Source organism: Acinetobacter sp. F-1 (assembly GCF_022869025.1).
GTDB classification, from domain to species: domain Bacteria; phylum Pseudomonadota; class Gammaproteobacteria; order Pseudomonadales; family Moraxellaceae; genus Acinetobacter; species Acinetobacter pseudolwoffii.
In genome coordinates this window covers 67,958-89,156 of record NZ_JAJKFX010000005.1, presented here as the reverse complement: position 1 = coordinate 89,156, position 21,199 = coordinate 67,958, and the positions used below count along the sequence as shown (strand labels likewise).

The following is a 21,199-nucleotide window of genomic DNA, read 5'->3' as shown; positions in this document are numbered from 1 at the left end:
CTTGATTCAAAAAAGCTCCTCGATTGAGGAGCTTTTTTATACCTTTTACCTACTGTATTGGCATTGGATTATTTTTAAAGTATTCGTCAACTTTATTCCAAGGTGCTGTTGATGCTACACCCCTCACAATGTTTTGATTAACCCCCTGGCACAGCGCTGCATCGGGAGTGAGGTGGAATGCGTTAACATTTGGATCCATATAAGGCAGTGAACCAGGACGGCGCTGGAAGTAGAAGTTCAACCAATCCACCATCGGCTCGAAGCCATGTGATGACATCGCCCATGCGCTATTATGTCCCCCCCAATGATGTCCGAATTCATGCGCAATAATACGAAAACCTGATAAACGATAGTGACCATAGAATAGCCAAGTATCGACACCCAGCACGGTACCGCCACCAAGACCACCACCCATATTGGTAATACCAAGATTAATCTCGTTACGATTTAAAATCTCTTTGTAGATACGAACATAGTCTTCAGGCATATAAATACCGTGTGGCCCATCGACTTGACCTGCATTACCAAAGAAATCATGGCCCATCACTGCTTTATGATTAAACCAGAGGTTTTCAAATTCAGGGGTACTGAGCATGTATGCTAAGTTCGTCATCATGATGACCCATTCACGCGCATAGACAGGCGTTACTCGACACCATTTGCCTGGTTCGTCATATTTACCAAAATAGATTTTCCATTTTGCCTGAATTTTATTGAGCTTTTTCACATGCTCGTCTGTTTCAGAAGTCACATGTAAATCGAAAATATCACTTGGTATCAGCGTGGTCTGACTTAAACCTGCCAACTGAATTGAACCACTGCCATCTGCAAGCGGGATTGATCATTCAATTTAATATTAAATTTTGCAGTGGAAAATGGCGTAAGCTCATCTAAATCTGCAAGTATAACCCAATCATCTGAATGACGGATTTTGGCGCGAATTTGTAAATTTCGAACAGGAACAGCGCTATAACTTTTAAGCGTTAAAGCGTTGCTACTCAGCTCTGCCGATAAAATCCGATTCATATACACATGACGTTCAGCACTATTGGTCAGCGCCTCCCAAGATTCACCATCTTGCAATACAAGTGTTTGACTTTGTGCTTTAGATTCAGTCAACAATAATGCAGAACTCAGCTGTTTGGTCTTATTTTGCTGTAATGTGACCATTGGCAAGAGCTTAACCCTTTGATTAGACAAATGAATCAACTGTTGGCCATACACCGCAACATCACCTGCTCTTTCGATATGACTGCTTTCAGCTTGCCCTTTCAGGATATATTTTTTGAATTGGTCGATATTGTGCTTTGGCAGAATTGATTTTAAGCCAAATTCCTGAGTAGGATATGTTGCTATCGAACCATCATTCCTTGCGGTATACACAGTACCGTCATCATGACGGTGCAAAAGGGTCGCAAGATTTGACTCTGTCAAAATAGGTGCAATGTGAGTGTCATTTTCACGAATTTGGTTAATGTCATGCACATAAGTTTTACCGTTTGGAAGGCTGGTATACAGATGATCTCGCATGACTTCCATACGTGCATTACAGTTACGACCACAATCAGGAAGACTGAGCCGAGCAAACTTTTTCGCTTTTAAATGGTTTTGTGCAATAGCATCGCTTTGACGCCAGACATTAATACGACCTTCGATATCGGGGACATAGATATAGCGGTCATCTGCGGTAACAGCATTACTGTGAACTAAAGCATGGTTCACTGTATCGCCCCACCAAACGCCAGTTCCTAGCGCCATCACAAAGCTCGGTTGAGGCTGTGAAATATCTAGAATATCGACACGGTTAGAACCATAACTGGCCACATATAAGCGTTCTGCATGGATTTCGATATCTGCAAGACTGTCCCATTTTTTTGCTAAGCCTTCAATTTTTAATGGGTCAATTGCACTCAGCGCACGTTTTTGTTTTAAATCATAACGTAAAATTTTTGATTCTGATTGGCTATTGGCGATATACAATACATCACCAGTTCGTACCAGGGCTGTAGGATTCCATGTACTTAAACCGAAATCTTGAGCAGTAAGTTCCGAACCCACATCCAAGACTTTAAATTCTGAAATTTTGGTAAATTGAGCATTATTTCCTGTTGATGGATTAGAGCCAACCGTACCTGACCCAGGCTTAGATGCATGGCTGTCATTCTCACCACCACCGCCGCCACAAGCAGTCATGAGTAAGGCAATGCTTAAACTCAACAAGCTATATTTTAACTTCATAATTCCCCTTAGATGCAAATGCATAAAAACTTCTGCTCTTATAAAGGGGTTTAAGATGAATACAAAGTCGAATAAGTGTGCTATGTGTCAAAGAAATACTGCTGTTTACTAGATTCCCCACATAAAGCACAAGTAACATTAGCTGTGCTTTATTTTTTTCTATGCTTTTCTTATTATATTTTTCGATGCTCAGGCTGATATCCAAGCATTTCTTCTATCGAATCATAACACCACTGAAAAATAAAGGTATATACCAGAATACACAAGGTCAGGCTAAAATCGAGCACAATCGCCTGCCATAGTCCCATGTTCATCGCATAGGCCACCATTGGAATGGTGGCGAGCATTAAACCACCTTCAAAGCCAATCGCATGTAAAATACGCACTCGAATCGTTCGTTTCAGTTGACGTTTCGCTTCAAATTTTTCGACATAATGATTAAACAGCATATTCCAGATGACAGAGGTCACGGCCATCACAATTCCCAGTGCACCTGTGACTTCTAGCGGCATATTAAAAATAAGACTCAAAGCTATCGCAATGATCACCAACAGGATGACTTCATAGCTAAGCGCATGCACAAGTCGTCTTTTGGAAATCAACATTTTCATTACTCGGTTTTTTATCAATAATCGCGCATATTATGTTCTTTAAACTGATTAATCGAGTTAGAATATTTCAATAAAATTGATAGATAAGATTACATGAATATTAATCAGGAACAACTCACTGTATTTAAAACTGTGATGGAAACCGGTTCATTCTCTGCAGCTGCACGAAAATTGGGAAAAGTTCCCTCTGCCATTAGCATGTCAATTGCGAATTTAGAAATTGATCTGAATCTGCAACTGTTCCAGCGTATTGGGCGTGAACCTGTGCCAACGGAGCAGGCACAGACACTGTATGAAAGAACAGAACAGCTGTTAATCGAAATGAATCAGTGGAAACAGCATGCGCTTGCCCTAAGTTCAGGCCTGGAGTCTGAACTGAATATCGTCATCGTTTCTGAATTACTGCATACGCGCTGGACTGATTATGTCGTTCTGGTGGAACAGCAATTTCCCGAGCTTCAGATTAATGTCTTTGGTGCACCTCAGGAAGATGCGCAACAGATGCTCTTGGATGGTAGCGCACAACTGGCATTAATGTTTGAGCGGGAACAACTCGATGCACGTGAACAGTTTGTGGAATTAAAGCGTGAAGTCTTGATTCCTGTCGCAGCCAAGCAGCATGTACTGAGTCAATACGATCAGGTCAGCTTTGAACAAATTCTAAATAGCCGTCAAATTGTGGTGGCGAGCCGTGACCGTAATATTAAACCTGAATTATTATATTCCCGTCATTACTGGCGCACTGACAATCATCATTCTGCCTGTAGCATGATTCAACAGGGTTTGGGTTGGGGTGTTCTCCCGCAGGAAATGCTAAAAAAACAGCCGAATTTACAGCAAAATCTGCAAGTGCTGAATCTGCTCGATTTCACCCCAAAGTTTGAATATTTTATCGATCTGGTCTGGAGTCGGGAAAGCAACTTGGGCACAGCTGCTCATTTTTTGATTAATCATCTGCGAAATCAGCGTAAAAGTAGCAAATAATCACAGAAACACCACTTCAGTCTACTTGGTAAATACAGGGTTTATGATATAAAAGTATGCATAAGCAATAACCATAGAACTAGATCGTAATGACATTAACCGCATTAGACCAATTAAAAAACTTGACCACAATTGTGGCGGATAGCAGTGACTTGAGCGCAATTGAAAAATTTCGTCCTCTGGATGCAACCACCAATCCATCACTGATTACAGCAGCGGCCAGTCAAGTTGAGAACAAGGCCCTGATTGAAGCGGCCTATCAGCAGGCGCAGCAGGAAGGCTATGCGGATGATGCCCTAATTGAACGTACCATTGATATTTTGACCGTCAAATTCGGCGTTGAAATCTTGAAATTAATTGAAGGGCGTGTTTCGACTGAAGTCGATGCGTCCCTGTCTTTTGATACTGCTGCCACCATCGCAAAAGCCAAAGAGTTACTGGCACTATATGCGCAGTATGGGATTGACTCCGATCGCATCCTGATCAAGATTGCATCAACCTGGGAAGGCATTCAGGCCGCAAGAACCTTAGAAGAAGAAGGCATTCATACCAACCTGACCCTGTTATTTGGCCAGCATCAGGCCCATGCCTGCGCTGATGCCAAAGTTACTTTAATTTCACCTTTTGTTGGCCGGATTCTGGACTGGTACAAGAAGGCTGAAGGTGTGGATGCTTATCCAATCGAAAAAGATCCTGGCGTGTTATCGGTTAAAAGTATTTATGAGTTTTATAAAGCCCATGGCATTCAAACCGAAATTATGGGCGCCAGCTTCCGCAGTATCGATCAGGTCTTGGGCTTGAGCGGTTGTGACCTTCTTACCGTTGCACCAAATCTACTGGCAGAACTGAACCATGATCAACGTAAAGTTCAGCCGCAACTTTCAGCGACAGCTATTACTGTGCAGGGTGAACTGAGTCCGATCAGTCAGGCAGCATTTCTGGAACAGCTGAAGCAGGATCAAATGGCCAGTGAACTGTTACAAGGCGGTATTCAGGGTTTCATCAAAGCGCGTGAGCAACTGGCTGCGCTATTAGGTCAAACCTTTCTCAATCCCGTTGAAAGCTAAGCTAAAATCTTAGAAATTTTACCAGCCGATGTTGCTATAATGCCGCATCGGCTTTTTCTTGTGCGAATTCTTCGTGTTTGGTATTACAGATCTCAGTACCTTTATCATTGGTACCACCTTAATTGTGCTCTTGCCCGGCCCCAATTCCCTTTATGTCATGTCCATTGCCTCACGTTTTGGTATCAAGACAGGTTATTTAGGTGCTCTGGGAGTGTATACCGGTGACATGATTCTGATTTTATGTACTGCTTTGGGGGCTGCATCTTTATTGCATGCTTTTCCAATCCTGTTTATTACTTTGAAGATTATCGGCGCCATCTACCTGAGTTATCTGGGGATGAAGTTATTAATTGCCGCCTATAAAACCATTCGTCCAACAGAAAAAGTGACGATTCCGCAGATGAATGCGGCTGATGCTAAAGCTTCGTCTATTCAGCCATTTCGTACTGCATTGACCATCAGTATTTTAAATCCAAAAGCGATTCTGTTTTATCTGTCATTTTTTGTGCAATTTGTCGATCCTCGCTATCCTTATCCAGCATTGACTTTCATTCTGTTGGCTTTAATCTTGCAATTGATTAGCATGACCTATCTGTCCATTCTGATTTTCTCAGGGGTAAAACTGGCCTCCTATTTCAACCAGCATTACAAACTGACAGCCAGTTGTGTGGCCATAGTCGGCATTTTATTCTGTGGTTTTGGGATGAAGCTAGCCAGCTCTACCTTATAAAAGCTTGAAACAGATATTGTCTAAATACGTGAAAAGCGTATGATTTAAACGCTTTTTAAAATTGTGTCATGGACGATGCCAAAACTATTACAAGATCTGTCTCTTACTGCGGTCATTGCCGGCCTGATTACCTGCCTGATTGGCATTAGTGTTTCTGCGGTACTGGTGATTGAAGCTGCACAAAGCTTAGGCGCCAATGCGACACAAATCAGTTCCTGGTTATGGGCACTGGGAATCGGCATAGGTATCTCTGGTCTGTGGCTGTCCTGGAAATATCAGTATCCTGTTTCTACTGCCTGGTCAACGGCGGGACTGGCTTTGATCATTGCGTCTGCGGGTCATTACAGCCTCGGTGAAGCGATTGGTGCGTTTCTGATTTGTGGACTGTTGACTGCTGCGCTGGGATTCTTAGGAATTTTTGAGCGTATTTTTCATTTTATTCCACAAAGTTTAACCAGTGCCATGCTGGCTGGAGTATTGCTAAAATTTGGTATTTCAGTATTTGGTAGCCTGCAACAGTCCTGGAAATTTGTACTCAGTGTCCTGGCCATTTATCTGATCTCAAAAAAAATCAGCACACGCTATAGCATCGTGATTACCGTATTTACCGCAATTGCGCTCTGCCCTTTCTTTATCGATTTTACAATCCCGAGTTTAAACTGGAGTATGGCCCAGCCGGTCTGGATCCAACCTGAATTTAGTCTACAAGCTGTTCTAGGGCTGGCTTTACCACTGTTGGTGATCAATCTGGCTTCGCAATATCTACCCGGACTGGCAGTAATTAAAAGCTATGGCTATCCACCCAAGGTAAACGGTATTTTAGGCTGGACCGGTATAAGTCAGGCGATACTGGCACCTTTTGGCTGCTTTAGTGTCAATCTTGCTGCGATCAGTGCGGCAGTGAGTCTGGATACTCAAGCTCATCCCGACCCACAGAAACGCTATATTGCAGGCATGAGTTGTGGGCTGTTTTATATTTTGATGGGACTATTTGCAGCGACCTTGACCAGTGTCCTGATGGCATTTCCAGCAATCCTGATTACTATTCTGGCCGGAATTGCCTTATTCGGCACCATTGGGCATAACATCGCGCTGGCTTTTCAGCAAGGCCATGAACGTGAAGCGGCACTGATGACCTTTTTATTCAGCGCATCCAATATTCAGTTTTTCGGGATTGGTTCAGCCTTTTGGGGCCTATTACTGGGATTAATGGTTTATTTTCTATTTAAGCTCAAGCCTCAAGTCACTTAAAATTGATAACTGATCATTAGAATAGAATGACAAATAAGCGCAGCGATCATGTCTGCCTTTTACGAATGTCCTGCGGTCTGGGAAAAAAGGTTGATGACGAGTACACCGGAAATAATCAGTGCAATGCCAATAAGTGCAGGCACATCGAGCGTCTGCTTGAAAAGTACATAGCCCACAATTGCAGTCAGAATAATTCCCACACCGGCCCAGATGGCATAAGCGATTCCCAATGGAATGACTTTAATCACTTGCGACAATAAATAAAATGCAATACAGAATAAAACCACGACTGCCAAAGACGGCCATAACTTGCTAAAGCCTTCAGATTTTACTAAAAATGTAGAGCCTGTGACTTCGGCGACAATCGCCAGTGCCAGTAACAGGTAGGCCCACGATACAGGATTCATTTTTCCATCTCCAAAATTTCAGTGTTCATGCTTTGAATAACAAGCCAATTAAAATAGAAAATTAAACTTTAAATAATGCTTATTTTACAGTGAATGCTGGTGCAGAAAATCAAGGGTGCGAATAAAGGTTTGCTGACTCTCTTTTTTGCCCATAAAAAACTGGTATTCATGAATCAGCCAGGCCTTAGATTCCGGATAAAATACCTCGGTCACTGCAATATTCCGGGCCTTGAGTGTCTCTACAAAAGGCAAGGACTGAGTATCGGTCAGAAAGTCTTTATTACCGCCACTGATGAACACCGGCGGATAAGCATTTGAAATATGCTGGATCGGGGAAATCTGCTTTAAAAATTCGACATCATCTTTCTGGTCGCCCGTATAAGCCTGTACCAGATTATAAACGCCCCATTCGACCATTTTGATTTCATCCGGTGCTTTTTGCACAAAGGCCTGTAGATCATAAATACCACAATGCAAAATCAAGCCTTTGAGCTGCATTGGTTGAATATTTGGACTGAAATTGGATTGTTGTGAAAACTCTGGATTGGTCAACAATGCGGCATAATGACTGGCCAGATTGGCACCGGCAGAATCTCCGGCTAAATACAGTTGTGCTGCATCAATGTAGTAGTTCTCGGCATGCGTGTTGATAAATGCCAACGCCTGATTAATTTGCTGAAGTTGACTCGGATAAGTCACCTGCGGCGCAAACTGATATTGTACAGAAATCACGTTATAGCCTTGCGCCGCCAATAGCTTAAAATAGCCGCGGGCATGTGCCTTGGAACCTGAAATCCAGCCACCGCCATGAATCCAGACAATGGTCGGTCTCGGGCCTAGATTCTGAATATTCTGCGGTTGATATAGATCGAAGCTTAAATCCTGTAGCGGCTGGTACACGATATTGTTCTGTACCCGAACAGTTTCAGGAGCATAACGATCCATCACTTTTTGTTGTAGGCCCGTGGTCATATTGAAGGCACTGGCAATTAGCCTGCTATTTTGTACGGTATTCTGACAGCCCGCTAACATCATCGAGCTGACCAGCACAAGATTTACCGCGATATATCTCACAATTTCAATTTCCCTATATTGATAAAAATCAAGCGCAGGCAGTTTAACTGAAATGCTCAAAAACCAAAAACTTAATCCAGTTCGTTCTGGCAGCAGAGGTGAAAATCCCCAGTTTTTTGCTCGGATTTATTTGCCCATTTCTTTACAGTTTTATGTGAATAATAGTTGTAATTTAATGAGTTTTTTCATTTTTTTAGGTTTTGCAATTGCACCTGTAGAGTCACTGTGCTATCAATGAATCAGAAGCGAACAATAAACATTTGGAGTAAAAAAATCATGGCCTATCAGCATATTTTAGTTCCGGTAGACGGCTCAGAAATTTCTTTTTCCGCAGTACGACATGCTGCAAAAATTGCCAAAGCATTTGGTGGCCAGCTTTCCCTGATCAGCCTGATTGCAGAAGATCCTTTTACTGAAGCTGATTTCTATTACAGCTCATCTATCATGAAGGAATATTTTGTACAGGCGCATGCTAATGCCAAAAATGCCCTGAAAGAAGCCACTGCGATTGCAGCGACTGAAGGTATTGAAGCTCAGTCACGGATCGTCACAGGTCTGGTCAATGCCGAACACATTGCCAAAACTGCTGATGAAGTAAAAGCAGACCTGATTGTTATGGGTTCTCATGGCCGTAAAGGCTTCCAGAAAATGATTCTGGGCAGCTTTGCACAGGATGTTTTAGGTGCCAGTGAAATTCCGGTTCTGATCGTGAAAAAATAATCAAAGCTTTGCGCATCTTCAAGGTGCGCATTACCCGGTTTTCTATATTTGATTTCAAACCAAACCGTACGTTATGGAGATTCACCCACCCAAACCCTATTCTCCTTACTGCAATAATAAATATCAGGAAGCACCATGAATAATTATGATCATCTTCTCGTAGCACTCGATGAGTCCTCGATTTCCTATGCTGCTGCAGAACATGCCCTCGAACTGGCTAAAGTATTTCATAGCCATGTCACCTTACTCAGTGTCATTGCGGTTGACCCTTTTAAGGGCGTAGATTTTTATAAAGTTGCTCCAGCAGTCACAGATTACTTTATGCATGCAGAACAAAATGCGCTTGATCGCTTAAATGACCTGAAACAGAGCTTTGTTCGTGAAGGCATACAGGTCACGACAAAAATCCTGCATGGTATGGCACCTTCAGAAGGAATCTTACAGGCTGCAAATGAATCACCGACTGATGTCATTATTATGGGTTCACATGGCCGTAAAGGTTTGCAAAAACTCATGCTGGGCAGTGTGGCGCAAAATGTGCTGGCACTTTCTGATATTCCAGTACTGGTGGTCAGACAATAACAGGTATTGATGAAAGCCTGAGCTGAGCAGGCTTTTAGCGAAGCTTTTGATTCAGCTCACTCAAGAAGATTTCTGCATCAAGCTGGCTTTGAAATACTTTCTTGTATTCCCCGACCTGCTGAACAGAATGAGGTGTATATTGAATCGAGATTTCAAGTAAGCCATTTTCAGGATTCTTGCTGACATGTACGGCAATAATATGCTGGCTATTTAAATAAAAACCATCTTCAATTTTCACTAACATATCTTAAATGACCTCCAGTAAGTGGATCTCTAAGATCCTTTTACCCTGCTTACAGCTTAATAAATCAGTACTCTTGTCCGTATAGCAATACTGTACACGCTTTGGTTGCCACATAGTGCATCAGCGTATTTCAAATGTATCTAAACCGGCCATTTAAAATCAAAACAGATAAAAAACCGGATCTTGATGATCCGGTTTTTTGATAGAGACTGAATTTTATATACTTAGCATACTATTTAATGTCTCAGACACATTTTTAGATTTGACCAGTGGCTTCAATACTTCAAGTTGCGCCTTGACTTCACTGCGTTGCGGCTCAGCAAGGGTGTACCAGCGTGACAATACTTGCAGCAGACGTGAGCCCACAATTGGGTTTTTCTGATCTAGATATTTCGCCAGACCAATAAAATGCTGCACACCAAAGCTCCAGGTATTCACCGGATTGGCATTCAGACCGCCGCTCACAGCACGGATCCGGTTTGGTACAGCCAGATCATAATCAGGATGCTGGGTCAGATAGGCAATGGTTGCATCGGTTGCTTTTGGATGCGCTGCCTGCACCATAAACCATTGATCTAAAGACAGAGCTTCGTCTTCAAAGCGGCTATAAAAGTCTGCCAAAGCTTCTTCTGCTTGTGGTGCATCGTTCCAGACCAGAACTTTCAGGGCGCCCAAACGTTCAGACATATTACCTGTGTGATATTGCTCATAAGCCAAATCAAAGGCAGATGCATCTCCCTGACGGGCGATCATCGTCAACATGATGTTTCTTAAAGCACGTACACCCATCGCTTGCGAGAATTCAGATTGCAGATCAGGATCCAGATCAAGATACGTCTCTTTGGCTGTTTCACCAAAGGCACGTGCCAGCGTATGCAGCAAAGCCTCACGCTTTTCCTGAATCAGAACCGGATTATAGTCCTGATCAATACGGCTGCCCAAATAACCTTCAGACGGTACATCAAACAGACGTGATGCCAACAGCGGATCTTTTTCAATCACACCCGGCAAGGTATTCAACATCGCCGCGATATAAATATCCGCAGGCTGATCATCTAGCAAGATACGCTCTAATAACGTTTGAGTGGCTTGCCACTGGTTAAAACCATTGGTCTCATATTGCAGCAGGAAGGCCAATTCTTGTTCTGAATAGTCAAAGTCCAGATTGACTGGCGCAGAAAAATTACGCAACAAGGACACCACCGGTTTGCTGCTTATGCCGCTAAATTCAATCGTGGCTTGTTCCTGATCAAACAGATACACCCCATCTTTCACGCCATTTTCAAAGAGTGCTTCAGAGTTCAACTTTAACTGCTCACCGGTTTCGGCATCAAACAGCGCCAAAGCCACTGGAATAGGTACCGCTTTCAGATTCGGATATTTGGCATGGGTTTTCAGGCTTTGCTTCAAGCTAAGACGATAAGTTTGCATTTCAATATCATATTCGGCTTTTACTTCAAGTTTCGGTGTACCCGGCTGGTTATACCAGGTCAGGAAGTTGGATAGATCCACCCCTGAACCTGCGGTGAGCGCGGCCACCCAGTCTTCCACCGTTACCGCCTGACCATCATGACGGCGGAAATACTCATCGGTACCTTGGCGGAATTTGTCCTTGCCCAGCAAGGTCGCCATCATGCGGTTAATTTCCGCCCCTTTTTCATACACGGTTGCGGTATAGAAGTTGTTAATTTCGACAAAATGATCCGGGCGTGGTGGATGGGATAGCGGGCCAGAATCTTCCGGGAACTGATGTGCCTTCAGAACCGCCACATCATCAATACGCTGTACCGCAGCCGACTGTAAATCTTCCGAGAAAGACTGGTCACGGAACACGGTCAAGCCTTCTTTCAAGCAGAGCTGGAACCAGTCACGGCAGGTAATCCGGTTACCAGTCCAGTTATGAAAATATTCATGGGCAATCACCGACTGTACCCGCATGATCGCAGCATCAGTGGTAAATTCTTCATCGGCGAGCACACATGAGGTATTGAAGATATTCAGACCTTTGTTTTCCATGGCACCCATATTAAATGCACTGGTGGCCACGATCATGTAATTGTCAAGGTCATATGGCAGGCCATAATGCTCTTCATCCCAACGCATGGAATGTTTAAGCGCTTCCATGGCAATCTTGCATTTTGGAATATCTTTTTCTTCTGCATAGATTTCCAGTGCCACATTGCGGCCTTCTGACGTAACATAGGAATCTTTCATCACCGCCAGATCACCAATGACACAGGCAAAGAGATAACTTGGCTTTTTGGTCGGGTCCTGCCAGATGGCGTAATGACGGTTGGCATCGACTTCCCCGGTTTCCAGCAGGTTACCATTGGCAAGTAAAACAGGATATTTCTTGTCTGCTTCGACACGCGTGGTAAAGACCGACAACACATCCGGACGATCTGGATAGAAGGTAATTTTACGGAAACCTTCTGGCTCATTTTGGGTTACAAACAGATCTGAACTGGCCTGATACAGACCTTCCAGCATAGTATTGCTTTCCGGATGAATTTTCACCACGATTTCAAGCAATACCTGATCAGGTGTATTGGCAATCAGCAGTTGCTCAGCATCCAGGTTGTAATCACTGGCATTGAGTTGTTGACCATTTAACTGAATCGATTGCAGTTCCAGATCTCGTCCGAGCAAGACCAGATCACCGGCAGTTTGACGCTGCATCTGCAGTTTGCTGCTGACCAGCGTATGATCCGCATAGACCTGAATATTCAGCTCGATAGAATCGACGATAAAGGAGGGTTTTTGGTAGTCTTTTAAATAAATGGTTTGATCCGCTTCGATCACCGAGTTTGCCGCAATATTCATGTCCTGTCCTAATCTTTATCTTGTTCGACATTGTTCATGTCAAAATCATACGCCAAGTTTTAAACGCTGTCTGTGCATTTGTATTGTTTGCTCTAATATGGGCATTGTACGCACCACTTTCAATGCATTTTGCCTAATTGCGCAGCATTCGATTAAGCTTAAGAAATATCTATGCCAAATAAACAGCCAGAATCATAATTTCTTACATTTTTATAAATCTTTGATTTAAAGGTATATATTGATATCCAAATTACACTTCACAAATACAGATTAAAAAATAAGCACACTTCTTGCTAGAGTTAAGCTGTATTTCCCCGCACTTAAAATTAAAGAATAATGATAACCATGAGGCGAGCCATGTACTTAAAAAAACATATTGTACGAATGGAAAATATCAAAACCCTGCAAACACTGGATCAGGCCAATATTGACCATAAAGTCATTGCACTCTTGATGAGCTGTGAAGGTATTCCCCTTCAGGCATATGAAGTGACTGCTATTCTCAACAGTTACGATGCTCTCGGTACCAAGAAAGTTCCATCTAAAAAAGTTCAAGCCTTAATTCACGCCAAACATCGCGGACAGCAAGATGAAACCTTACCATGCCCAGTCTAAAACCCGTCATTTCATGTTTTTAAGATCAGAGCTACTTCGGTAGCTCTTTTCATGTGCGCGTGTATTTTTTGCTGACGTAAAATAGCATCAGTCAACTACATTTGCCTCGCATCAGCGGTGTATAATCAAATGCCCGTCCATTCTAAAGTTGCTCGCGCCCATGGTATTCAGTGTTCTGCAAAAACAGCTTGATGAAAGCACCCACTGCCCGCTATGTAAGGCATCGATGTATTGGATTGAGGCGGAACAGTATGATCAGGAGATGAGTTACCATGAATGCAGCCATTGCCAGCATCAGCTTCATCCGGATCAAAAAAATAATTGTTATTGCGCACAGTGTCTGGCCCAACGTAAACGCATGCTCAAGGAAGTCCGTTTACAGGAAAATCGTCTCTATCATAAAAAACAGGACCGGCCGGTTCCTGAGCTCAATCAGCTCAGTTTTATCAATAAACTGTTTTTACTTTCGATTTTAGATGAACAAGTACAGGAATATAGCCAGCACCGCGAATATATCGACTGGCATCAAATTCGCTATTTTTCCATCAGTCCGAACTATCTGTTTCAACATGGTCTGGTCAAAAATATGCTCAGAGAACAGATTTTAATTCCCAAAGATGTGCAACAGGAAAATCAGCACTATTATATTAATGTACGTCTGGATGGCTATTCTGAACCGAGCCTGTTCAGCATTACCCAGCAACTACGCAACTGGTTTTATCAGAACCTGAGTCAAGGTGTGCCCTTTAAAAGTGCAGATGAAGTCAAAGATGCCCTGTATTGTCTGCTATATGAGGAGATCATTCAGTTTGCGCAATTTTACTGTCGTAGCTGGAATGTGCAGATTGCCGGAAATCAGAGCTTTCAGACCTTTTGCTATCGCCTTTTAGATGTCTTGGCAGTGGGACAGATTTATTATCTGGTACAGACCGCACTGGAATATCTATATAAGCAAAAAGCGCTTAAGCCACGCAATGAAAATTTTATTAATACCAATCTGCTGAAAAAAACCTTACAACAGTATCGGGAACGTTCTGTCACGGAAAAATGGGAAACCTCTACCCTGCCACGCCCGCCACAACTGGCCTTCAGCAAGATGAGTGAAATCCTGTTTTATCGCTTCCTGGGTTATGATGAGAATATTTTCTTTCAGCCGGTCTGGCGCTCATGGCATAAAATTGAACCGCGCCTGAAATTTTATTCGCAGAAACGTTGTATGCACTGCGGTTCACAGGAGCTTTCGGTGGATTATGATGCCAGTGACTATGTCAGCCTGTTCTGCCGTAGCTGTAAGCATCAGGACCATTATTTTACCCGCTGAGCGAAGATACGACTTAGATTACTTTTTGACAGATGATCATTATGAATACTTCTACGCAAGCACTACAGCACACGCTTCTGGATCAAATCTGCGAGGCATGGTTAAAGTTACAGCAACATCAGCCATTGGTGCATATCATGACCAATGCCGTGGCCAGTAATTATGTGGCCAATGTGGTGCTGGCTGCCAATGCTTCCCCCGCCATGATCGATAATCCTTTTGAGGCCGAAAGCTTTGCCAAAATTGCAGCTGCGATCAATCTCAACCTGGGTACGCCGACCACCGAACAAGTACAGGCCATGCACATTGCTGCGGAAACGGCACATCGTCTGAAAAAACCATGGGTACTGGATCCGGTTGGTTATGGAACGGTACTGCATTGGCGCTCGAATACGGTAGATCAGTTGCTCAATTCCCATCCGACAATTTTACGGGGCAATGCCTCTGAAATTGGTGCTTTGGCTGGCAAGCGGATCGAATCCAAAGGTGTGGACAGCACCATCAATAGTGCCGATGTTTATTTACAGGCACAAAGCTTATTGGCGCATTGTGACTGTGTCGCGATTTCCGGCGAATCTGATTACATCATTTCCAGAGATTATCCGGTAATACAGGTATCAGGCGGATCATATTTACAACCGCGAGTCACGGCCACCGGTTGTGCACTTGGTGCACTGATTGCAGCCTATAGTGCTGTAAGTTCTCCCGCAATCGCGGCACTCGCTGCACATGTGCATTTTGCAATTGCAGGTCAACGGGCTTTTGAACGTGCGCCACAGCTTGGCCGTTTTAATGTGGCTTTTCTGGATGAAGTCCATCAACTTAATACTGAAAGCATTCGACAATACGCCAACTTTCAAATTTTGCCGGGAGCAGTTTAGTTTGCTAGCAGCTTTAAGGGGTGTTTGCAGGTTTGCATAGACCTGACACCCCACTTTTAGCTGTACATCGCTCACATCTTCTACTAATTTCTGAAGAGATAGGTTGCTTCTGAATCCTACGCTGAAACTATTTTGAGCATGATCGGTGGTTAACTGAGTAGGCTTCATATAACTTAATGTAACTTAACTACCGATTTCCACCAAAGGAATCAAACTTTTGTTTGATCTGTTTTCACATGATCCCAGCTGAAATCATGTGAATTATAATTTAATTATTCAGCAGGATTTGAATGTTACTTTTAAGCTTTAATTAACAGGCTCTATTGATCAATATCCAGTATGTGATTCTGCTTATGCTGCATTACGAATCTGGCTTTTAGACTTAAAACTCTAGTGCAATATCAAGCCATTCAGCTCAATATCCAACTTGAGTGATAGTCTGCATCGAATGATAAAAAATCTGTCTGAACAATGACCTCACTTTGTTTTAATAAGGACAATTGAGAAAAGATGCATTAAAAAAAGTCAGCTGCCACTAGAGCAACTGACCTTCAAGATTTGAAGAAAGCAAGTGTTTAAGCCGCGTAATGAATACTGACTGATTTGATACGATTGCTTTCAATTTCAGTGACTTTGAACTGTACACCTTGATAATCCAATTCAGTACCGACTTCGACCACACTGTTGGTTTTATCCAGAATCAGACCCGCAACACTGATATAACCAGCATCTTCATCAATCAGATCAATCATGCCGAGTTCAAGCTCAAGCTGATACAGATCCAGCATACCTGAAGCGATCCAGTGGGAATCGTCAATTCTGACCAAATCAAGTTGTTCGTCTGCATCTGGGAACTCACCGGCAATGGCTTCAAATACATCTAGTGGTGAGATCAAACCCTGTACATTACCAAACTCGTCGCTCACCAAGACCAAAGAGCCTTTAGATGTACGCAAAGTATTGATCGCATCAATAACTTTCATCTTTTCAAAGATATAAATTGGACGATGGCGTTTGATCAGGGCTTTTAACTCTTCCGGTTCTTCCAGCACATCCAGTAATTCCTTGGCACGTACGATGCTAATCACCTTATCCAGGCTGCCACGACATACCGGAAACAGGCTGTGGGGAACAGATAGAATTCTTTCACGGATCTGTTCCGGGCTATCCTCTAGATCGACCCATGAAATCTGACTGCGCGGTGTCATGATCGAAGCGACTGAACGCTCTGCAAGGGTCAATACCCCGCCAATCATGTAACGTTCTTCATCTGCAAAGGCTTCTTGAGCTTCATTTTTGTCAGTATCAGTGGTTTCCAGCTTGCCGCCCATTAACTTCAAAATAGAATCAGCCGTACGATGACGCAAAGGAATCTTAGATTCATGCTTTGCTGCATTACGCTGGCCGAACTGGTTGAACGCTTCGATCAAGATCGCGACACCAATACCTGAATAGATATAGCCTTTTGGAATATGGAAACCAAAACCTTCTGCAATCAGACTGATACCAATCAAAAGTAGGAAGCTTAGACACAGAATCACCACAGTTGGATGACGGTTTACAAAACTGGTCAATGGTTTCGATGCCAGTAGCATTACACCCATCGCAACAATCATTGCAGCCATCATGACGTAAATATTGTCGACCATACCAATTGCAGTAATCACTGAATCTAAAGAAAATACAGCATCTAAAACAACAATTTGGGCAACAACAGCAGTGAAACTTGCATAAACCACCTTAGTGGTCAATTTGACTTCAGGCTTACCTTCTATCTTTTCATGTAACTCTGTGACGGCCTTATACACCAAGAACAAGCCACCAAATAACAAGATCAAGTCCCGACCGGAGAAGGTCCAGTCAAACAGGGTGATCAACGGCTGAGTCAAAGTGACCAGCCAAGCAATGGCAAACAACAGGCCCAGACGCATCAATAATGCGAGTGAAAGACCGATGACACGAGCTTTATCACGTTGTTCAGGAGGAAGTTTTTCAGCCAGAATGGCAATAAATACTAGGTTATCAATACCTAAAACGATTTCAAGAATAATAAGAGTAATTAAACCTACCCAAATTCCGGGATCTAATAAAAATTCCATTAGAGAACTACCCCGTTCGAGTAAGCTAGAAATAGAGATGGAAGATCAACGCACGGCGAGGGATCCATTAAATTTAACCTATGTAACTTAAGACCATTCCATTATGCATAAACTGAGTATTTTGTAATGTATTAATTTATAAAAAAATTACATGATTATGATTTTCCTTAGACTTTTTTCATTAATCAGTGTGTATAAAATGCATTAAACTTAATTTTTTCTTCACAAATTATTTTACTTTAATTAAAAATATGCAGTAATTACCATTCATTAGCTCAACCACTTTTAAAGTGAACTAAAAATTCAGCCATCAAATATATACTGATTAAAAAAGCAATCAGTTAAAATAGGGCTTGAATTTTTTGATGGGGAAATTCCTCCGCATAACTGCATAGATCCATCAGCAAAATTGTCTGGTTGATTAAAATCAGAGTGATTGCATTTTGGCCGATAAGCGAATCATGCTGTCGAATGACAAACCATTGCGGAAAATGATTCCGCCTCAGAAATATACAATTAAGTATTAATTTTACACAAAATATTATTGCCTTTCATCCGATTTAAAATGGCCATTCTCTGTCCTGAATCAGCGCATATGCAGAACTGCTCGACTTCTGGGGCTATTAAGAAAAACTAAAAAGTGCAATCTCTTTAACATTTTTAAAATAAAGGTTGAAACATGCATAAACTTTTTCATAAAATGGACGGGCCCTAGAAAAATAAATACAAGGAACATTTCATGACTAAGAAATATGCAAAATTTTTACCGTGTACGGAAGAATTTAATTTAGAAAACTTTCCCTATTATTGGGTTACTCAGGTTCATGCTCAATATGTACTTAATGTCGATCACGCACTTAAAAAATATGGTGTCGACAATTCGCGCCGCCGTATCCTTCTTGCCTTAAAATCCAAACCGCATGCGAGTGTATCCGACTTATCAGAGATGGTCGTATCTAAAATGTCGACCACCACTAAAATTGTTTATCGCTTAAAAGATGAGGGTCTGGTTGAGACTTATTCATGTGAAGATGATGCACGAATTACCCGGGTATTTTTGACCGAAAAAGGCATGCAAATGACACATAAGATCAATGATCTGACCAATATAGTACTAGAGCAGTCATTTGAAGGCTTGACGCCTTTGCAAATTGAAAAAACCATGGAAAGTTTACGTCATATTTTTAAAAACCTGGCTCGTTAAAAGCCCTACTTTTTATTTTTAAATAGACGCTGGCGAATTGGCATACTTTCAATAATAAATAATTCACCGGAGCTTTCTAAGAATCAAAAAAGTTCAGTTGTGGGCTGGCTTTTTTGATTTTTTCTTTGGGGACATGTGAACATTCAAACTCTTCTTCCAGAAAGCCGTGTACAAAACTCCGAATATCCGGATGACTCAGTGTCAGCCATTCTTGTAGTCGCTCATGCGGAATTACGATCACCGAACGTTTGATATTTCCAGGCTCATGAAATTCTTTCATCATCGGATGGTCAATGGCATCCATCGTAATCATGCTGGCAGATCGTACAATTTCCCCTTGTACTCGTGTAATCTCATATACTGCCGCAATAAAAGTCGCCTGACCATCTTGACGTCTTATACCCCAACGCTGTGGTTTATTGTCAAAATATTTGGACTCATAAAACTCGGCAACAGGAATGACCCCAAAATGACATTTGGCAGTGGCTTCAGTAAAGGTTGGCTTTTGCAATAAAGTTTCATTTCTGGCGTTATAGGTCTTGGTAGCTATACTTTTATCTTCTGCCCATTTTGGAATCAGGCCAAAATTTACCGACCGCCATTCCAGTCCTTGAGCTGAATGAAATAACAGCGGTGTAGCATAATTGGGATAGACCTCTTCCGGATATTCAAAAGGAATTTCGGGCAATCCCAGATTATGCAATTGTTCTAAGCTTAAAGGTTTAAAGTTGGCACACATGGCGGATTAATGTAAATCATTCGACCACTCGATTATAACCTGATGTCTGAGCCAAACCTGTAATATTGATATAGATTTGAGTATCATGAATTCGGTATAGTCAACCAGTGTGTCCGGGTAAATTCCTCAAAAATCCAGCGACCATTAAAACGTCCGAGTCCTGAGTTTTTCTCGCCGCCAAAGGGGGCATTAGACTGATCTGCAACACTGATCCCGTTAATATGGGTCATGCCAATATCCAGTTGTGCCGCAAAAGCGCTGCCGCGTTCGATATTTGATGTACAGACTGCACTGGACAAACCGAACTCTGTTGCATTGGCCAGATTTAAAGCATGGGCCTCATCACGTGCTTTTAAGATCGGTAAAATCGGACCGAAGCTTTCTTGTTGTGCTAAATCAGAATCGGCTGCGACGTTAATGAAAATATGCGGATAGACCAGATTTCCTTCAATTCCGCCCTCATATACCAGCTGTGCGCCCTGCTCGCTGCCTGTCTGAATGATCTGTTGATGCTTTTTGACCTGACTCCGATTAATGATCGGCCCGATGATGGTATCTTCCAGATTCGGATCGCCCACTGGAATCATTTTGACCCGATCCAGAAGCTTATCCACATAAGCATCATGAATAGATGCATCGACAATGACCCGATTGGTACTCATGCAAATTTGTCCCTGATGCATAAAACGCCCCATCAAGGTCAGTTCAACCGCCAGATCAAGGTCGGCATCATCCAGAATCACCAAGGGTGCATTGCCGCCCAGTTCCAATGCCAAACGTTTGATTCTGGAACTGGCCAGAGCTTTACTGCCGACACTTTTCCCCACTTCAGTCGAGCCGGTAAATGAAATCATTTTCGGCACTGAATGCTCGACAAAATAATCCCCGATTTCACTGCCAGCACCGGCAACAATATTCAATGCACCTGGAGGCAAACCGGCTTCTTCAAATAATTTCCCGATTAATGTACCGCCAGTCACCGGCGTATCACTGGCTGGTTTCAAGACAACCGTATTGCCACAGGCAATCGCTGTCGCCACTGAACGCAAGGACAGATGAAATGGAAAGTTCCATGGACTGATGACTGCAATCACGCCTAAAGGTTTACGCAAGACCAAACTTTTCCGTACTGGATCTTTGCTTTCGAGCTGTTCAGTTTTCAGCTGATCTGGAAATGCCAGACTTTCCTGAATAATCCCCAAGGCAGCATCCATTTCAAGGCCGGCTTTAATGCGCGTACTGCCTGATTCAATAATCAGCCAGTCAATGATTTCTGCACGGCGCTGCTGAATAATATTAATTAAATTTTGCAATACTGTTTTACGGACTCCAATGGAATTCAAAACACCCTGTTGCAAAGCCTGTTCTGCTGCCGTATACGCACTGTCTACATCGACAGAGCTGGCAGCTGCAAGACTCATAATTTCGGTTTGGGTAAAAGGATTGATATTTTTTATGATTTTGGTTGAAGTTCCATGTTGCCACTGACCATGAATAAACTGCTGGTCTAAGTCCTGATATACCGTCATCATTTTATTGTTCCTCGCAAGCTTTGCTCCACTTTAAGAGTTCAGCTGAAAAATTTCTAGTCAGAAAGACAGCCGCTTAC

Annotated in this window: 18 protein-coding genes and 1 pseudogene; 10 read left to right on the top strand and 9 right to left on the bottom strand. The window is 42.6% G+C overall.

The window, feature by feature from the left end:
- Positions 1-49 precede the first annotated feature (49 nt).
- Positions 50-2,238 (bottom strand): annotated as a pseudogene (locus LOZ91_RS06620) (hypothetical protein).
- A gap of 173 nt (positions 2,239-2,411) precedes the next feature.
- Complete coding sequence (gene aceI, locus LOZ91_RS06615; RefSeq protein ID WP_244782855.1) at positions 2,412-2,843, bottom strand: chlorhexidine efflux PACE transporter AceI; 432 nt, start codon at positions 2,841-2,843, stop codon at positions 2,412-2,414.
- Between the two features lie 99 nt (positions 2,844-2,942).
- On the opposite strand from aceI, the gene LOZ91_RS06610 reads away from it, so the two are divergent.
- The 4 genes from LOZ91_RS06610 (at position 2,943) to LOZ91_RS06595 (ending at position 6,881) form a co-directional block, all read left to right on the top strand.
- Positions 2,943-3,833, top strand: coding sequence for a LysR family transcriptional regulator (locus LOZ91_RS06610; protein ID WP_005170459.1), 891 nt, complete (start codon positions 2,943-2,945; stop codon positions 3,831-3,833).
- 89 nt (positions 3,834-3,922) lie between these two features.
- Positions 3,923-4,900 (top strand): transaldolase, encoded by a 978-nt coding sequence (tal, locus tag LOZ91_RS06605; RefSeq protein WP_005170457.1) that lies wholly within the window; start codon positions 3,923-3,925, stop codon positions 4,898-4,900.
- 73 nt (positions 4,901-4,973) lie between these two features.
- Positions 4,974-5,630 (top strand): leucine efflux protein LeuE, encoded by a 657-nt coding sequence (gene leuE / locus LOZ91_RS06600; protein WP_005097277.1) that lies wholly within the window; start codon positions 4,974-4,976, stop codon positions 5,628-5,630.
- Positions 5,631-5,705: 75 nt separating this feature from the next.
- Positions 5,706-6,881: a benzoate/H(+) symporter BenE family transporter gene (locus LOZ91_RS06595; RefSeq protein WP_244782854.1), complete on the top strand. Its 1,176-nt coding sequence runs from the start codon at positions 5,706-5,708 to the stop codon at positions 6,879-6,881.
- Positions 6,882-6,940: 59 nt separating this feature from the next.
- Here LOZ91_RS06595 and LOZ91_RS06590 read toward each other — a convergent pair whose 3' ends face one another.
- Entirely contained in the window at positions 6,941-7,288 is a 348-nt protein-coding gene (locus LOZ91_RS06590; RefSeq protein WP_244782853.1) for an SMR family transporter, read from the bottom strand.
- Between the two features lie 84 nt (positions 7,289-7,372).
- Positions 7,373-8,362 carry an alpha/beta hydrolase gene (locus LOZ91_RS06585; protein WP_005097281.1) on the bottom strand — a complete coding sequence of 330 codons (990 nt, stop codon included), beginning with the start codon at positions 8,360-8,362 and terminating at the stop codon, positions 7,373-7,375.
- A 276-nt stretch (positions 8,363-8,638) separates the two neighbouring features.
- Between LOZ91_RS06585 and LOZ91_RS06580 the strand changes: the two genes are divergently transcribed.
- Both LOZ91_RS06580 and LOZ91_RS06575 read left to right on the top strand, forming a co-directional pair.
- Positions 8,639-9,082, top strand: coding sequence for a universal stress protein (locus tag LOZ91_RS06580; RefSeq protein ID WP_005170452.1), 444 nt, complete (start codon positions 8,639-8,641; stop codon positions 9,080-9,082).
- 135 nt (positions 9,083-9,217) lie between these two features.
- Complete coding sequence (locus LOZ91_RS06575) at positions 9,218-9,664, top strand: universal stress protein (protein ID WP_005097283.1); 447 nt, start codon at positions 9,218-9,220, stop codon at positions 9,662-9,664.
- 34 nt (positions 9,665-9,698) lie between these two features.
- On the opposite strand, the gene LOZ91_RS06570 is transcribed toward LOZ91_RS06575, so the two are convergent.
- Both LOZ91_RS06570 and pepN read right to left on the bottom strand, forming a co-directional pair.
- Positions 9,699-9,908, bottom strand: a complete 210-nt coding sequence (locus LOZ91_RS06570) for a hypothetical protein (RefSeq protein WP_005097285.1) — start codon at positions 9,906-9,908, stop codon at positions 9,699-9,701.
- Between the two features lie 216 nt (positions 9,909-10,124).
- Complete coding sequence (gene pepN / locus LOZ91_RS06565) at positions 10,125-12,731, bottom strand: aminopeptidase N (RefSeq protein WP_244782852.1); 2,607 nt, start codon at positions 12,729-12,731, stop codon at positions 10,125-10,127.
- A 357-nt stretch (positions 12,732-13,088) separates the two neighbouring features.
- Here pepN and LOZ91_RS06560 point away from each other — a divergent pair, with 357 nt between their 5' ends.
- The 3 genes from LOZ91_RS06560 to thiM all read left to right on the top strand — a co-directional run bounded on the left by LOZ91_RS06560 (position 13,089) and on the right by thiM (position 15,548).
- Entirely contained in the window at positions 13,089-13,346 is a 258-nt protein-coding gene (locus LOZ91_RS06560) for a hypothetical protein (protein ID WP_244782851.1), read from the top strand.
- 160 nt (positions 13,347-13,506) lie between these two features.
- A complete protein-coding gene (locus LOZ91_RS06555) occupies positions 13,507-14,667 on the top strand; it encodes a hypothetical protein (RefSeq protein WP_005170446.1) in 1,161 nt (386 codons plus the stop codon).
- A gap of 32 nt (positions 14,668-14,699) precedes the next feature.
- On the top strand, positions 14,700-15,548 hold the full coding sequence (gene thiM, locus LOZ91_RS06550; protein ID WP_171063326.1) for a hydroxyethylthiazole kinase: 849 nt from the start codon (positions 14,700-14,702) through the stop codon (positions 15,546-15,548).
- Positions 15,549-16,123: 575 nt separating this feature from the next.
- Here thiM and LOZ91_RS06545 read toward each other — a convergent pair.
- Positions 16,124-17,647: a TerC family protein gene (locus LOZ91_RS06545; protein ID WP_005097293.1), complete on the bottom strand. Its 1,524-nt coding sequence runs from the start codon at positions 17,645-17,647 to the stop codon at positions 16,124-16,126.
- Between the two features lie 739 nt (positions 17,648-18,386).
- Between LOZ91_RS06545 and LOZ91_RS06540 the strand changes: the two genes are divergently transcribed.
- Positions 18,387-18,851 carry a MarR family winged helix-turn-helix transcriptional regulator gene (locus tag LOZ91_RS06540; protein ID WP_005097294.1) on the top strand — a complete coding sequence of 155 codons (465 nt, stop codon included), beginning with the start codon at positions 18,387-18,389 and terminating at the stop codon, positions 18,849-18,851.
- A gap of 76 nt (positions 18,852-18,927) precedes the next feature.
- Here the strand turns inward: LOZ91_RS06540 and LOZ91_RS06535 are convergent, their stop codons facing one another.
- Positions 18,928-19,590 carry an SOS response-associated peptidase family protein gene (locus LOZ91_RS06535; RefSeq protein WP_244782850.1) on the bottom strand — a complete coding sequence of 221 codons (663 nt, stop codon included), beginning with the start codon at positions 19,588-19,590 and terminating at the stop codon, positions 18,928-18,930.
- 83 nt (positions 19,591-19,673) lie between these two features.
- Entirely contained in the window at positions 19,674-21,122 is a 1,449-nt protein-coding gene (locus LOZ91_RS06530) for an aldehyde dehydrogenase family protein (RefSeq protein ID WP_244782849.1), read from the bottom strand.
- Positions 21,123-21,199 lie beyond the last annotated feature (77 nt).

Excerpts from the sequence above, each read along its gene's own strand:
- aceI (WP_244782855.1), bottom strand. The coding sequence starts at position 2,843 with ATGTTGATTTCCAAAAGACGACTTGTGCATGCGCTTAGCTATGAAGTC.
- LOZ91_RS06575 (WP_005097283.1), top strand. The coding sequence starts at position 9,218 with ATGAATAATTATGATCATCTTCTCGTAGCACTCGATGAGTCCTCGATT.
- LOZ91_RS06530 (WP_244782849.1), bottom strand. The coding sequence starts at position 21,122 with ATGATGACGGTATATCAGGACTTAGACCAGCAGTTTATTCATGGTCAG.
- thiM (WP_171063326.1), top strand. The coding sequence starts at position 14,700 with ATGATCATTATGAATACTTCTACGCAAGCACTACAGCACACGCTTCTG.
- LOZ91_RS06570 (WP_005097285.1), bottom strand. The coding sequence starts at position 9,908 with ATGTTAGTGAAAATTGAAGATGGTTTTTATTTAAATAGCCAGCATATT.
- LOZ91_RS06580 (WP_005170452.1), top strand. The coding sequence starts at position 8,639 with ATGGCCTATCAGCATATTTTAGTTCCGGTAGACGGCTCAGAAATTTCT.
- LOZ91_RS06595 (WP_244782854.1), top strand. The coding sequence starts at position 5,706 with ATGCCAAAACTATTACAAGATCTGTCTCTTACTGCGGTCATTGCCGGC.
- LOZ91_RS06555 (WP_005170446.1), top strand. The coding sequence starts at position 13,507 with ATGGTATTCAGTGTTCTGCAAAAACAGCTTGATGAAAGCACCCACTGC.
- LOZ91_RS06610 (WP_005170459.1), top strand. The coding sequence starts at position 2,943 with ATGAATATTAATCAGGAACAACTCACTGTATTTAAAACTGTGATGGAA.
- LOZ91_RS06535 (WP_244782850.1), bottom strand. The coding sequence starts at position 19,590 with ATGTGTGCCAACTTTAAACCTTTAAGCTTAGAACAATTGCATAATCTG.
- LOZ91_RS06560 (WP_244782851.1), top strand. The coding sequence starts at position 13,089 with ATGTACTTAAAAAAACATATTGTACGAATGGAAAATATCAAAACCCTG.
- tal (WP_005170457.1), top strand. The coding sequence starts at position 3,923 with ATGACATTAACCGCATTAGACCAATTAAAAAACTTGACCACAATTGTG.
- LOZ91_RS06540 (WP_005097294.1), top strand. The coding sequence starts at position 18,387 with ATGACTAAGAAATATGCAAAATTTTTACCGTGTACGGAAGAATTTAAT.
- pepN (WP_244782852.1), bottom strand. The coding sequence starts at position 12,731 with ATGAATATTGCGGCAAACTCGGTGATCGAAGCGGATCAAACCATTTAT.
- LOZ91_RS06590 (WP_244782853.1), bottom strand. The coding sequence starts at position 7,288 with ATGAATCCTGTATCGTGGGCCTACCTGTTACTGGCACTGGCGATTGTC.
- LOZ91_RS06545 (WP_005097293.1), bottom strand. The coding sequence starts at position 17,647 with ATGGAATTTTTATTAGATCCCGGAATTTGGGTAGGTTTAATTACTCTT.